Origin of the sequence: Mesorhizobium sp. B2-1-3A (assembly GCF_006442655.1) — a bacterium.
In the GTDB taxonomy this organism is placed as follows: Bacteria; Pseudomonadota; Alphaproteobacteria; order Rhizobiales; family Rhizobiaceae; genus Mesorhizobium.
In genome coordinates this window covers 126,031-138,482 of sequence record NZ_VFWK01000009.1, presented here as the reverse complement: position 1 = coordinate 138,482, position 12,452 = coordinate 126,031, and the positions used below count along the sequence as shown (strand labels likewise).

Annotated in this window: 13 protein-coding genes; 12 read left to right on the top strand and 1 reads right to left on the bottom strand. The window is 63.8% G+C overall.

Features of this window, described 5'->3' with window-relative positions; translation table 11 throughout:
• Positions 1–156: 156 nt before the first annotated feature.
• The 6 genes from FJ977_RS31500 (at position 157) to FJ977_RS31465 (ending at position 7,215) form a co-directional block, all read left to right on the top strand.
• Positions 157–954, top strand: coding sequence for a transporter substrate-binding domain-containing protein (locus tag FJ977_RS31500; protein WP_140776073.1), 798 nt, complete (start codon positions 157–159; stop codon positions 952–954).
• A gap of 137 nt (positions 955–1,091) precedes the next feature.
• The gene (locus FJ977_RS31495) at positions 1,092–1,904 is read left to right on the top strand and encodes an amino acid ABC transporter permease (protein WP_140776072.1); all 813 of its coding nucleotides are present in this window, start codon (positions 1,092–1,094) and stop codon (positions 1,902–1,904) included.
• A gap of 55 nt (positions 1,905–1,959) precedes the next feature.
• Entirely contained in the window at positions 1,960–2,595 is a 636-nt protein-coding gene (locus tag FJ977_RS31490; RefSeq protein WP_140776071.1) for a class I SAM-dependent methyltransferase, read from the top strand.
• A gap of 415 nt (positions 2,596–3,010) precedes the next feature.
• Entirely contained in the window at positions 3,011–4,420 is a 1,410-nt protein-coding gene (gene leuC, locus FJ977_RS31475; protein WP_140776070.1) for a 3-isopropylmalate dehydratase large subunit, read from the top strand.
• Positions 4,421–4,697: 277 nt separating this feature from the next.
• A complete protein-coding gene (locus FJ977_RS31470) occupies positions 4,698–5,894 on the top strand; it encodes a GGDEF domain-containing protein (protein WP_140776069.1) in 1,197 nt (398 codons plus the stop codon).
• 106 nt (positions 5,895–6,000) lie between these two features.
• Positions 6,001–7,215, top strand: coding sequence for a GGDEF domain-containing protein (locus FJ977_RS31465; RefSeq protein ID WP_140776068.1), 1,215 nt, complete (start codon positions 6,001–6,003; stop codon positions 7,213–7,215).
• Here the strand turns inward: FJ977_RS31465 and FJ977_RS31460 are convergent.
• Positions 7,199–7,561, bottom strand: coding sequence for a hypothetical protein (locus tag FJ977_RS31460; protein WP_140776067.1), 363 nt, complete (start codon positions 7,559–7,561; stop codon positions 7,199–7,201). The genes FJ977_RS31465 and FJ977_RS31460 overlap by 17 nt on opposite strands.
• 316 nt (positions 7,562–7,877) lie before the next feature.
• Here FJ977_RS31460 and FJ977_RS31455 point away from each other — a divergent pair, with 316 nt between their 5' ends.
• From FJ977_RS31455 to FJ977_RS31430, 6 genes are all read left to right on the top strand, one after another.
• On the top strand, positions 7,878–8,303 hold the full coding sequence (locus FJ977_RS31455; protein WP_140776066.1) for a hypothetical protein: 426 nt from the start codon (positions 7,878–7,880) through the stop codon (positions 8,301–8,303).
• Between the two features lie 232 nt (positions 8,304–8,535).
• Entirely contained in the window at positions 8,536–8,955 is a 420-nt protein-coding gene (gene sdhC / locus FJ977_RS31450) for a succinate dehydrogenase, cytochrome b556 subunit (RefSeq protein WP_140776065.1), read from the top strand.
• A 2-nt stretch (positions 8,956–8,957) separates the two neighbouring features.
• Positions 8,958–9,353, top strand: coding sequence for a succinate dehydrogenase, hydrophobic membrane anchor protein (sdhD, locus tag FJ977_RS31445; RefSeq protein WP_140776064.1), 396 nt, complete (start codon positions 8,958–8,960; stop codon positions 9,351–9,353).
• A gap of 1 nt (position 9,354) precedes the next feature.
• Positions 9,355–11,190: a succinate dehydrogenase flavoprotein subunit gene (gene sdhA, locus FJ977_RS31440; RefSeq protein ID WP_140776063.1), complete on the top strand. Its 1,836-nt coding sequence runs from the start codon at positions 9,355–9,357 to the stop codon at positions 11,188–11,190.
• A gap of 2 nt (positions 11,191–11,192) precedes the next feature.
• Positions 11,193–11,630 (top strand): DUF3052 family protein, encoded by a 438-nt coding sequence (locus FJ977_RS31435; protein ID WP_140776062.1) that lies wholly within the window; start codon positions 11,193–11,195, stop codon positions 11,628–11,630.
• Positions 11,630–12,409 carry a succinate dehydrogenase iron-sulfur subunit gene (locus tag FJ977_RS31430; RefSeq protein ID WP_010912301.1) on the top strand — a complete coding sequence of 260 codons (780 nt, stop codon included), beginning with the start codon at positions 11,630–11,632 and terminating at the stop codon, positions 12,407–12,409. Before FJ977_RS31435 ends, FJ977_RS31430 begins: the two co-directional genes overlap by 1 nt.
• Positions 12,410–12,452 lie beyond the last annotated feature (43 nt).

Sequence of the window (12,452 nt, the reverse complement as noted above, 5' to 3'; positions counted from 1 at the left end):
CAGATCATCCCGAAATTCCTGAATTGAGGGCATTGGAATCCCCTTTCACGCGCGCTGACGCAGCGGACCGTCTTGCATGGCGTTTGCGGGAAGCTAAAGTCGGCGCCGGATTTCCTGTAAGCCCATCCGGGCGCTTTCAATTTTCGGGAGTGTGTCATGACCAAGTCGAAACTGCTGCTGGCCGGCCTGCTTGCCCTCGTCCTGGCGCCTGTTGCCGCTTTCGCGCAGGCGCTGCCCGACCTCGGCGGCAAAAAGGTGGTGGTGGTGACCGAAAACGCCTATCCGCCGCTGCAGTTCATCGACGCCAAGACAGGCAAGCAGATCGGCTGGGAGTATGACGCGATGAACGAGATCGCCAAGCGGCTCAACTTCAAGGTCGAGTACCAGAACACCTCCTGGGATGCGATGATCCAGGCCGTTTCCGACAACCAGTACAACATCGGCATGACCGGCATCACCATCAAGGACGACCGCAAGGAGAAGGTCGATTTCTCCGACCCCTATATGCGCTCGGAGCAGTTCATGCTGGTGCGCGGCGACGAAAGCCGCTTCACCGACGCCAAGACCTTCGGGGCCTTCAAGGACGGGCTGATCGGCGCGCAGGCCGGCACCACGCCTTTCTACACCGCCGTCTACAGCGTCCTCGACGGCAATGAGCAGAACCCGCGCATCAAACTGTTCGAGACGTTCGGCGCCACGGTGCAGGCACTGAAGTCGGGCGATGTCGATGTCGTGCTGACCGACGGCACCGCCGGCAAGGGCTATGTCGATGCGTCGGAGGGCAAGCTGAAACTCATCGGCGGACCGCTCGGCACCGAGGATTTCGGCTTCATCTTCCCGAAAGGGTCGGACCTGGTGAAGCCGGTCAACGCCGCGATCGCGGCGCTCAAGGCGGACGGGACGTTCGACGCGCTGAACAAGAAGTGGTTTCTTGACTACAAGATGGGGCAGTAGGCCCTGTTGTTGACAGCAGTGCCTGTGCGGGAAATCGCGCTGAGTTTGCGCTTGAGCACCCCCCTCTGCCCTGCCGGCAGGACAGGAGGTGCCTTGGCACCTGACCTTCACGATATCTGCCTTGCCAGCCGCGCCTGATGGCACCTTCGTCTTCCTCCACCAAAGCCGAATTCCCCTGGTGGCTTGCCGTTGCCGCTGCGCTTGCCCTGGCGGCGGCTTTGTTCATCGCGGCCAGCGATCTCTACACCCAGGTCTTCGCCACCGTCGCCAAGGGCATCGGCGTCACCGTCTTCGTCACTGTGGTCGCTTTCGCCCTGGCGTCGATCATCGGCCTCGGCATCGCCTTGATGGGCCTGTCCGCGTCGCCCTGGCTGCGCCAGATCGCCCGCTTCTATGTCGAGATCATCCGTGGCGTGCCGATCCTGGTGCTGCTGTTCTGGATCGCCTTTGCCGGTGCACCGGGCTTCGTCGCGGCCTGGAACGCGCTGACCGCGCCGCTGCAAAACGCCGGCTATCTCGGCGAGCTTCTGGTGCGCGACGTGTCGCTGCTGTGGCGCGCCATCATGGCGTTGACCATCGGCTACTCGGCCTTCATCTCGGAGGTTTTCCGGGCCGGCATCCAGTCGGTCGAGAAGGGCCAGATCGAGGCGGCCAAGGCGCTTGGCCTGAGCCGCGCGCAACGCTTCCGGCTGATCGTGTTTCCGCAGGCGATCCGCACCATATTGCCGCCGCTCGGCAATGATTTCGTCGCCCTGGTCAAGGATTCCTCGCTGGTCTCGGTGCTCGGCGTCGCCGACATCACCCAGATGGGCAAGGTCTATGCCGCCGGCTCGTTCCGCTTCTTCGAGACCTATTCGATAACAGCCTATATCTATCTCATCCTGACCGTCGGCCTGTCGCTGGCGCTGAGGGCGCTGGAGCGGCGCTTGCGCCGCCAGCACGAGGAATAGTCTTTGGACGCGGACAGGGTTACGATCCTGTCGACATACAGGTTCGGGAGGTCTCATGATCGTCGACAAAGCCAATGCGGCGCTGGATTCCGTCTATGGCGCCGACACGCCGGAATCGCTGGCGCAGGCCTACGCCGCATGGGCCGCGACCTATGACAGCGAGACCGCCTCGCTCGGCTATCTGCTCCCATTCCTGATCACCGCCTGGGTGGCGCGCTATGTTCCGGCCGGTGAAGGGCCGCTGCTCGACGCCGGCTGCGGCACCGGCCTGTCGGGGCCGTCGCTGAAGGCGCTTGGCTATCGTGACATTGCCGGGCTCGACCTGTCGGATGACATGCTCAAGATCGCCGGCAGCCGCAACGCCTACAGCGAGCTGAAACAGGCGATGCTGGGTGGACCGCTGCCATGGCCGGACGGTCATTTCCGGGCCTTCTTCTCGACCGGCGTGTTCACCATCAGCCACGCTCCGGCATCCGGCCTGCACGATCTGGTGCGCATCACCAAAAAGGGTGGCCACGCCATCTTCACCGTACGCGACCAGGTGTTTGAAAGCGGTGGCTTCCAGGCGGTGTTCGACGAACTGGAGCGGGCGGGCAAATGGCGCCTGGTCGAGCAAAGCCCGTGGTTCCGCTGCTATGCCATCGCCGAGCCGGATGCTTTGGTGAAGACGTTCGTATTCGAGGTGATGTGAGCTGCGCCTTCTTCCTTCTCCCCCTTGTGGGAGAAGGTGGCCTCGCGAAGCGAGGTCGGATGAGGGGTGCTCCAGCTTGGCACTGACGACACTCCGTCACCCACCCCTCAACCGTCTCGGCGCTACGCGCCGATCCACCTTCCCCCACAAGGGGGGAAGGAAGAAGGCACCGCCACGCCGCAATTGCCGAAAAGCCAAAACATTGGTATGAGCCACGCCATGGAAGAGCTTTTTGGCGATCCGGCCTACAAGGGGTTCGTGCTGCAGGACAGAAAACGCCTGCCGTCGCGCTTCTCCGCGCGCGTGTCCGGCGCGCTGACCAGCCGACTTACCTAGGCCAACCTGTTCAGGTTGTCGCGCCGGGAACTGCCCGGCGTCTGCTCTTTCCCATTCTCATATCGACGGATTTACGCACATGAGCGCACCGCGCACCCTCTACGACAAGATTTTCGACGACCACGTCGTCGACCGCCAGGACGACGGCACCTGCCTGCTCTACATCGACCGCCACCTCGTCCATGAAGTTACCAGCCCGCAGGCCTTCGAAGGCCTGCGCCTGAGCGGCAGAAAAGTCCGGCATCCGGAAAAGACTCTGGCCGTGGTCGATCACAATGTCTCGACCTCGCCCGAGCGCAAGTTCGGCATCAAGAACGAGGAAAGCCGGATCCAGGTCGAGGCGCTGGCCAAGAACGCCAAGGATTTCGGCGTCGAGTATTATTCCGAGAACGATATCCGCCAAGGCATCGTCCACATCATCGGCCCGGAGCAGGGCTTTACCTTGCCCGGCATGACCATCGTCTGCGGCGACAGCCACACCTCGACGCATGGCGCGTTCGGCGCGCTGGCGCACGGCATCGGCACGTCGGAAGTCGAGCATGTGCTGGCGACTCAGACGCTGATCCAGCGCAAGGCCAAGAACATGCTGGTCCGCGTTGACGGCCAGCTGCCGGAAGGCGTCACCGCCAAGGACATCATCCTGGCCATCATCGGCGAGATCGGCACTGCCGGCGGCACCGGCTATGTCATCGAATATGCCGGCGAGGCGATCCGCTCGCTGTCGATGGAAGGCCGCATGACGATCTGCAACATGTCGATCGAGGGTGGCGCGCGCGCCGGCCTGATCGCGGCCGACGAGACCACCTTCGCCTATGTCAAGGACAAGCCGCGCGCGCCGAAGGGCGCGGCCTGGGATGCCGCACTCGCCTACTGGAAGACGCTGCAGTCCGACGAAGGCGCGCATTTCGACAAGGTGATCGTGCTCGACGCGGCGAAACTGCCGCCCATCGTCTCCTGGGGCTCTTCGCCCGAGGATGTCGTCTCCGTGCAAGGCATCGTGCCGAACCCGGACGATATCACCGACGAAAACAAGCGCACCTCCAAGCAGCGCGCGCTCGACTATATGGGCCTGACGCCGGGAACCAAGATCACCGACATCACGCTCGACCGCGTCTTCATCGGCTCCTGCACCAATGGCCGTATCGAGGATCTGCGCGCCGCCGCCAAGGTGATCGAGGGCAAGACCGTCAATCCGCGCGTCAACGCCATGATCGTGCCGGGCTCGGGCCTGGTCAAGGAACAGGCGGAAGCGGAAGGCCTCGACAAGATCTTCCTGGCCGCCGGTTTCGACTGGCGCGAGCCGGGCTGCTCGATGTGCCTGGCCATGAATGACGACCGGCTGAAGCCGCATGAACGCTGCGCCTCGACCTCGAACCGCAATTTCGAGGGCCGGCAAGGCTTCAAGGGCCGCACCCATCTGGTCTCGCCGGCGATGGCGGCGGCGGCGGCGATCGCCGGCCACTTCGTCGACATCCGCGACTGGAAATAGCAGCCGGTCCACACGTTCCCACGTATGACAGACCCCGGACCGCATCGCGGTTCCGGGGTCTTTTTCATCCGAGCAACGCGCATAATCGCCTAGAGCCGGATGATTTCAGGTCGAATCGACCTGAAATCTGAATCCGCCTCTAAATCAAAGAGATAGAGCATGATGTCGTCCGAAAACCGCTTCACACTTTTCGGCATCATGCTCCAGGCTTAACCGCTTGTTTGGGCTTGCCCTCTACACTCTTACGCGACGTCAAACGAGGGGAAGTCACGGTCCTTTGGACACCGGCCTGTTCATAGCGCTGCTCAATCCAACGATCGCGCTGGCCCTCGGCGCGGCCTTCTTCGTGCTATGGACCTATCAGCGCCACCGCCCCTATCTGGCCGTGCTGGCGTTCAGCTACTGTGTTTCGGCACCCGGCTTCCTGTTCCAGTATTTCACCTTGCCCATCGGCATGGCGCTGACCAAGCTGGTGTCCAACATCTGCTTCACAATCGCCGGCTGCTGCCTGTCGGGTGCCATCGTCGCCCGCTACGGCCGCAAGGTGCCTCGTGTGGGGATCGGCGTGCTGGCAGGCGGCGGCCTGGCGTCATTTTGCTGGTTCCTGTTCGTCGAGCCGGATCTCACCTGGCGCATCCTGGCGATGAATTTTGCCTTCGGTGGCATCAGCCTGCTGGTCGCCGCCGAGTTGCGGCCGGTGCGCAACAATGGTCCAACCGAGAAGATCCTGTTCCTGCTGTCTCTGCTGTCGGGCCTGAATTTCTTCGTGCGCACTTTGATCGTGGTCATCGCGCACGGGCCGTTCACCAGCTATGACGGTTTCTACGGTTCGTCCTACTGGACGACGGCACTGCTCTCGCATGCGCTCTTGTCGCTGCTGATCGCGCTTTGCCTGTTCACCGCCGCCGCACTCGACGTGATGAAGGCGCTCAAGGCCGAGACGCATACCGATCCGTTGTCGGGCCTGCTCAATCGGCGCGGCTTCGAGGAACGCGCCGAGTTCCTGTTGCAGCGTTGCGCGGCGGCGAAGTTCCCGGTCGCACTGGTGTTGGCCGACCTCGACCATTTCAAGACGCTCAACGATGTGCACGGGCATGCCGCCGGCGACCGGGTGATTGCCGATTTCGCCGCCAAGCTGCGCACGGCTACTGGCGCGCGAGGGGCGGCCGGACGTATCGGCGGCGAGGAGTTCGCCGTGCTCTTGCCCCTGAGCGATCTCGCCGCCGCGCGGCTGTTCGCCGAGGCCGTGCGCACACTCTATTCGGCAGGCGGCATCGACGGGCTCCCCGCCGGCACCAAGGTCACCGCCAGCTTCGGCGTGGCGGCCCGCAGCGGCGAGGAAGCGCTGGAACCCTTGATGCGCCGTGCCGACGAAGCGCTCTACAAGGCCAAGAAAAATGGCCGCGACAGTGTGCGCCTTTCCTTCGAGCGGCCGGAGGCGGTGTTCATGCCGGAGCCGTCCAGAGCCGGATGATTTCAGGGCGAATCGACCTGAAGTCTGATCCGTCCCCAATTCAAAAGAGATAGAGCATGATGCCGTCCGAAAACCGCTTCACACTTTTCGGGGGGGGCGAAAAGAGATGAGCGGCGCCAACTTCATCCTGTTGATCAATCTGTCGGTTGCCGGCCTGCTGGCGGCATCCTTCATGGCGGTCGCGTTCCATGATGCCGGCCGCGCTCCGGCACGATGGTTTGCATCAAGCTATGTCCTGGGCATGGCCTATTCGGCCATCGAATTCAGCATTCCCGCCTTCACCGATGCCCGGCTGCCGGTGGTGACGGCCTTCGCGGTTTTCCTTGGCGCAACAATAGCCTTCAATGCCGGACTGGCCCGCAAATACGGCGTCGCGCCGCCATGGCCGGCGATGCTGTTCTTCCTCCTCGCCGCCACCATCGCCGTCTATCTCGTCCAGGACCTGCCGCGCCAGTCGCTGGCTCGCATGGCGGCCTACCAGCTTCCCTATGCCGTCATGCAATTCGTCGGGCTGGCCATCGTCTGGTCGTCGAGGCAAAGGCATGGCCGGCTCGATCGTCTCCTGATGGCCGTGCTGGCCGCTAGCGTGCTGCTGTTCGCCTCAAAGCCGTTCATCGCGCATGCGCTCGGCGGCTGGGGGGCCAATCCGCAGGCCTATCTGCAAAGCAGCTACGCGCTGGTCTCACAATCGCTCGGCACTGTCTTTGCCCTGGCGCTGGCGCTGCTGATGTTGGCCATCCTGGTTCGTGAGGCGCTTGCCGAAGTGACGTGCAGGTCGGAGACCGATACGCTTTCGGGACTGCTCAATCGTGGTGCCTTCACGCGACAGGCCGAGCTCGCGGTTCTTGGCGCGATGCGGCAAGGCGTGCCGGTCGCCCTGGTCATCGCCGACCTCGATCATTTCAAGAGCATCAACGACAGTTTCGGCCATGCCTCCGGCGACCGCGTGATCGAGACCTTTGCCGGTTTCCTGCGCGAAGCCGCCGCCGGCCACCATGTCGCGGGCCGCCTCGGCGGCGAGGAATTCGCAATCATCCTGCCCGGGACCAACCTCGCCGCCGCCCGGTTGTTCGCCGAAGGCACGCGCAGCGCTTTCGGCGCGCTGCCCATCGACGGGCTGCCCGCGGACAACCGCTGCACGGCGAGTTTCGGGGTCGCCGAACTTCATCCGGGCGAGGAGATTGCCGATCTCATGCGGCGCGCGGATGAGGCGCTCTATCAGGCGAAGAATGCCGGTCGCGACTGCGTGCGCATCTCCGCCGGGCCGGCGGATGCCCGGGTGTCAGCCGGGTCGGAAGCCAACGCTAGCGGCAGGGGCTGAGTTCGGGCATTTCGCCGTCGGACAGCCCGTACATGTAGCTGCGGCCTTTGACGAAGACCGGCGGCCGGTAGCAATCGCTGTAGCCTGATATCTCGTCGGATTCGTTCTGGTAGATTACCTTGGGCTGGCCGGCACTGGTGTAGTCGGACAGCTGCTTGGCCAGCCTGCCCTCACCGACGAGGATGCGCTTGTAGCCGGCGGCGCTGTCGATGACGAGATTGCCGAAGGAATCGGCGTAGACGCGGTCCTGATGACGGGTCCCGGCGAGCGCCGGCACAGCCAGGCCGGCAACCGAAGCCGCCACGATGATCGCCGCAAGGCGCGATCTGCCAGAGTTCGAACGCATGGCGTCCTCCGTGTTCGAGGTTGATAGGATGCATGTCGTTGCCCAAAAACCGCCGACGCACTTTGGAGCGACACGCACAGCCTCCTCGAATCAGAAATTAACCTTTTCTTAACCTTTGTTAAGAGGTCGGCGCGTTTGGCGGCGATGTCTCGATAAACATGGTTAATATCCGTCTGGACAAAAACCCGGCGGCCATCATTCGGCCATGCTTGGCCGCACCATCGCGGCCGGCATCGAATGGATCTGAGGGTAACGCAGGGGCAACCTTGATCTTGGCGCGGCATCGTGGCTAGTCTGCCGCGCGGGAGGACAGCATATGGCGTTGCGCCGAACGGTTTGGGTGTCCGTTTTCCCGTTGCTCGGTATCGTTGCTGCCTGCGTGCCGCAGGATGGCGCGCCGAAGGCGGCCAACACCGTCCCGCCCCCGCCGGCTCAGCAGTCCGTAGCGGCCGCGGCGCCGCCGGCACCCGCGACCAAGATCACCACCGATCTGACCGCGCCGCGATCCGGCATCGGCACCGCCACCTACAGATGCGGCAATAACGGCATGATCACCATCCAGAATCTCGGCTCGTCGTTGCATGTGGTCGGGCCCGACGGTGCTACCGAGGAGTTTTCGGCGTCGCCCGCCAACCAGTCCAGCCGCTACCAGGAGGCCGCGACGCATGACGCAATCGTGATCGACGGGCGCGAGGCGCTGGTGATGAAGAGGGGCTCCACGCCACAGACCTGCAAGCGATGAGGCCCGCGTAAACCGCGGCGGCCTATCGCACTGCAGCGAACGCTGTGCCGGCTTCTAATCGATTGAGGCGAAAGGCCGCCGGTTTGTCAGACTAAATGACGTTTTCAAAACGATTTTCTGGCTTTGACGCGGTGCAAAAAGAGCATTAGAAACCGGCTGTCCGAAGTCGCAACCGAAAGCGGTAATGCCGCATTTCCACCTGGGGCTCCAGAGACGCCGAACTGGGGGAGCCATGAGCAAATCACCAGCCACCCGCGAATTCGCCCGGCGTGAACGGCCACTTTCGCCGCACCTGAGCGTGTACCGGCCGCCGATCACCATGACGATGTCGATCATCCATCGCATCACCGGCGGCGCGCTTTATTTCGGCACGCTGCTGGTCGCGGCCTGGCTGATGGCGGCGGCAAGCTCGCAACCGGTTTTCGACTGGGTCAACTGGGCTTTCGGCACCTGGCTCGGCCGGCTCATCCTGTTCGGCTACACCTGGGCGCTGATGCATCACATGCTGGGCGGCATGCGCCACCTGGTCTGGGATACCGGCGCCGGCCTCGAAAAGCACACGGCCTCCAGGATCGCCTGGGCAACGCTTGCGGGTTCGATCCTGCTCACATTGCTGATCTGGGTCGCCGGCTATATGGCGCGAGGAGCCTGACCATGAGTAGTGGCAAGACCGACATGCGCACGCCGCTGGCGAAAGTCCGCGGCCTCGGCTCCGCCCGTGAGGGCACCGGCCATTTCTGGCGGCAGCGCCTCACGGCCATCGCCAACATTCCGCTGACACTGTTCTTCGTCGGGTTCCTCATCGCGCTCAACGGCGCCGGCTATGCGGAGGTGCGCGCGGCGCTTGCCAATCCGTTCGTCGCACTGGTGCTGGCCCTGGTGCTGGTCTCCGGCCTTATCCATATGCGGCTCGGCATGCAGGTGATCATCGAGGACTACGTGCATGGCGAAGGCATGAAGCTGGCGCTCATCGCGCTCAATACATTTTTCACTGTAGCGGTTGGCGTCGCCTCGATCTTCGCCCTGCTCAAGCTGGCATTCGGAGGCTGAGTTGGCCAAGGACGCGAAATCAGCCAACACGGCAGGCTATACCTTTGTCGACCACAAGTTCGACGTGGTGGTGGTCGGGGCCGGCGGTGCCGGCCTGCGCGCCACGCTCGGCATGGCCGAGCAGGGCCTGCGCACCGCTTGCATCACCAAGGTGTTCCCAACCCGCTCGCACACGGTGGCGGCGCAAGGCGGCATTGCCGCCTCGCTGTCCAATATGGGGCCTGATTCCTGGCAATGGCACATGTACGACACCGTCAAGGGGTCGGACTGGCTCGGCGATGTCGATGCCATGGAATATCTGGTGCGCGAAGCACCGGCGGCGGTCTACGAACTCGAGCACTATGGCGTGCCGTTCTCGCGTACCGAAGAGGGCAAGATCTACCAGCGGCCGTTCGGCGGCCACATGATGAACTACGGCGAAGGCCCGCCGGTGCAGCGCACCTGCGCCGCCGCCGACCGCACCGGCCACGCCATCCTGCACACGCTTTACGGCCAGTCGCTGAAGAACAACGCCCAGTTCTTCATCGAGTATTTCGCGCTCGACCTGATCATGGAGCCGGACGGTACCTGCACCGGCGTCGTCGCCTGGAATCTCGATGACGGCACCATCCACCGCTTCTCGGCCAAGATGGTGGTGCTGGCGACCGGCGGCTACGGCCGCGCCTATTTCTCGGCCACCTCGGCCCACACCTGCACCGGCGACGGCGGCGGCATGGCATCGCGGGCCGGCTTCCCGCTGCAGGACATGGAATTCGTGCAGTTCCACCCGACCGGCATCTATGGCGCCGGCTGCCTGATCACCGAAGGCGCGCGCGGCGAGGGCGGCTACCTCGTCAATTCCGAAGGCGAGCGCTTCATGGAGCGCTACGCGCCGTCGGCCAAGGACCTTGCCTCGCGCGACGTCGTCTCGCGCTGCATGACGCTGGAGATCCGCGAGGGTCGTGGCGTCGGCAAGAAGAAGGATCACATCTTCCTGCATCTCGACCATCTCGATCCGGCCGTGCTGCATGAGCGGCTGCCCGGCATCTCGGAATCGGCAAAGATCTTCGCCGGCGTCGACCTGACCAAGGAGCCGATCCCGGTGCTGCCGACGGTGCACTACAATATGGGCGGCGTGCCGACCAATTACTGGGGCGAGGTGCTGAACCCGACAACGCGCAGCCCCGACAAGGTGTCGCCTGGGCTGATGGCGGTCGGCGAAGCGGGCTGCGCCTCGGTGCACGGCGCCAACCGGCTGGGCTCGAACTCGCTGATCGATCTGGTGGTGTTCGGCCGCGCCGCGGCGATCCGCGCCGGCCAGGTCATCGACCGCAAGGCGGCGATCCCTTCGCCCAACGCAGCCTCGGTCGAGAAGATCATGGATCGCTTCGACGGGCTGCGCCATGCCAATGGCTCGACGCCGACGGCGGTGCTGCGCGAGAAGATGCAGAAGGCGATGCAGGAAGACGCTGCCGTGTTCCGCACGCAGGAATCGCTGGAGAACGGCTGCAAGCGCATTTCGGAAATCTGGGGCGAGCTCAAGGACATCAAGGTCTTCGACCGCTCGATGATCTGGAATTCCGACCTGGTCGAGACACTGGAACTGGAGAACCTGATGGCCAATGCCATCACCACGGTCTACAGCGCCGAGGCGCGCAAGGAGAGCCGTGGCGCGCATGCGCGGGAAGACTTTTCCGCGCGCGACGATGCCACCTGGCGCAAGCACACGCTGGCGAGGGTGGGTGAGGACGGCAAGGTGACGCTCAGCTACCGGCCGGTGCACACCGAGCCGCTGCTGGCCGAAAAGGACGGCGGCATCAACCTCGCCAAGATCGCGCCCAAGGCCAGGGTGTACTGACGATGGCGCTGGCGGCGACGGGATATTCCGGCACGCCTCTTCCGGCCAAGCTCGGCCTGAAGGACGGCATGACCGCTGCCTTTATCGCGCTGCCGCCGGAACTCGACGACCTGACCGATGCAGTGGCTTTTGCCGAAGTGAATCGGCTGGCCGATTGGTCGCAGATTGCAGGGGCCGCTCTCAAATACGATGCCGTCCATGCCTTCACCCGGCAGCGCGCCGAGATCGAGAATCGCTTGGGCGATCTCGAGGCGGCGATCAAGCGCGACGGCATGGTCTGGGTGTCCTGGCCGAAAAAGGCATCGAAAGTGCCGACCGATGTCACCGAAGGTGTCGTGCGCACTGAAGCGCTGAAGCGCGACCTTGTCGACGTCAAGGTCGCCGCAGTGAATGAAATCTGGTCCGGGCTGAAGCTCGTCATCCGAAAGGACCTGAGGTAATGGTCGAACTCACGCTTCCCAAGAACTCGAAGATCCAGCAGGGCAAGACCTGGCCGAAGCCGGAGGGCGCCACCAACCTGCGGGAATACCGCATCTACCGCTGGTCGCCGGACGATGACGAGAACCCGCGCATCGACACCTATTTCGTCGACATGGACGATTGCGGGCCGATGGTGCTCGACGCGCTGCTCTGGATCAAGAACAAGATCGATCCGACGCTGACCTTGCGCCGCTCCTGCCGCGAAGGCATTTGCGGCTCCTGCGCCATGAACATTGACGGCTCCAACACGCTCGCCTGCACCAAGGGCTGCGACGACATTTCCGGTGCCGTAAAAGTCTACCCGCTGCCGCATATGCAGGTGGTCAAGGACCTGGTGCCCGACCTCACCAATTTCTACGCCCAGCACGCCTCGATCGAGCCGTGGCTGAAGACGGTGTCGCCGCAGCCGGCCAAGGAGTGGCTGCAGAGCCACGAGGACCGCGAGAAACTCGACGGGCTCTACGAATGCATCCTGTGCGCCTGCTGCTCGACCTCGTGCCCGAGCTACTGGTGGAACGGCGATCGCTATCTCGGCCCGGCGACGCTGCTGCAGGCCTATCGCTGGCTGATCGACAGCCGCGACGAGGCCAAGGGCGAGCGGCTCGACAATCTCGAAGACCCGTTCCGGCTCTATCGCTGCCACACTATCATGAACTGCGCGCAGACCTGCCCCAAGGGCCTCAACCCGGCCAAGGCGATCGCCGAGATCAAGAAGATGATGGTCGAGCGGCGCGTCTGACGCCGACTATCTTGCCGTCCTAGGGGCGGGCTGCCGTGTCGGC

What these genes read in the sequence shown, in the direction of transcription:
- FJ977_RS31500 (WP_140776073.1), top strand. Translation starts at nt 157, where the DNA reads ATGACCAAGTCGAAACTGCTGCTGGCCGGCCTGCTTGCCCTCGTCCTG.
- FJ977_RS31465 (WP_140776068.1), top strand. Translation starts at nt 6,001, where the DNA reads ATGAGCGGCGCCAACTTCATCCTGTTGATCAATCTGTCGGTTGCCGGC.
- FJ977_RS31495 (WP_140776072.1), top strand. Translation starts at nt 1,092, where the DNA reads ATGGCACCTTCGTCTTCCTCCACCAAAGCCGAATTCCCCTGGTGGCTT.
- FJ977_RS31455 (WP_140776066.1), top strand. Translation starts at nt 7,878, where the DNA reads ATGGCGTTGCGCCGAACGGTTTGGGTGTCCGTTTTCCCGTTGCTCGGT.
- FJ977_RS31430 (WP_010912301.1), top strand. Translation starts at nt 11,630, where the DNA reads ATGGTCGAACTCACGCTTCCCAAGAACTCGAAGATCCAGCAGGGCAAG.
- FJ977_RS31435 (WP_140776062.1), top strand. Translation starts at nt 11,193, where the DNA reads ATGGCGCTGGCGGCGACGGGATATTCCGGCACGCCTCTTCCGGCCAAG.
- sdhD (WP_140776064.1), top strand. Translation starts at nt 8,958, where the DNA reads ATGAGTAGTGGCAAGACCGACATGCGCACGCCGCTGGCGAAAGTCCGC.
- FJ977_RS31460 (WP_140776067.1), bottom strand. Translation starts at nt 7,561, where the DNA reads ATGCGTTCGAACTCTGGCAGATCGCGCCTTGCGGCGATCATCGTGGCG.
- leuC (WP_140776070.1), top strand. Translation starts at nt 3,011, where the DNA reads ATGAGCGCACCGCGCACCCTCTACGACAAGATTTTCGACGACCACGTC.
- FJ977_RS31490 (WP_140776071.1), top strand. Translation starts at nt 1,960, where the DNA reads ATGATCGTCGACAAAGCCAATGCGGCGCTGGATTCCGTCTATGGCGCC.
- sdhC (WP_140776065.1), top strand. Translation starts at nt 8,536, where the DNA reads ATGAGCAAATCACCAGCCACCCGCGAATTCGCCCGGCGTGAACGGCCA.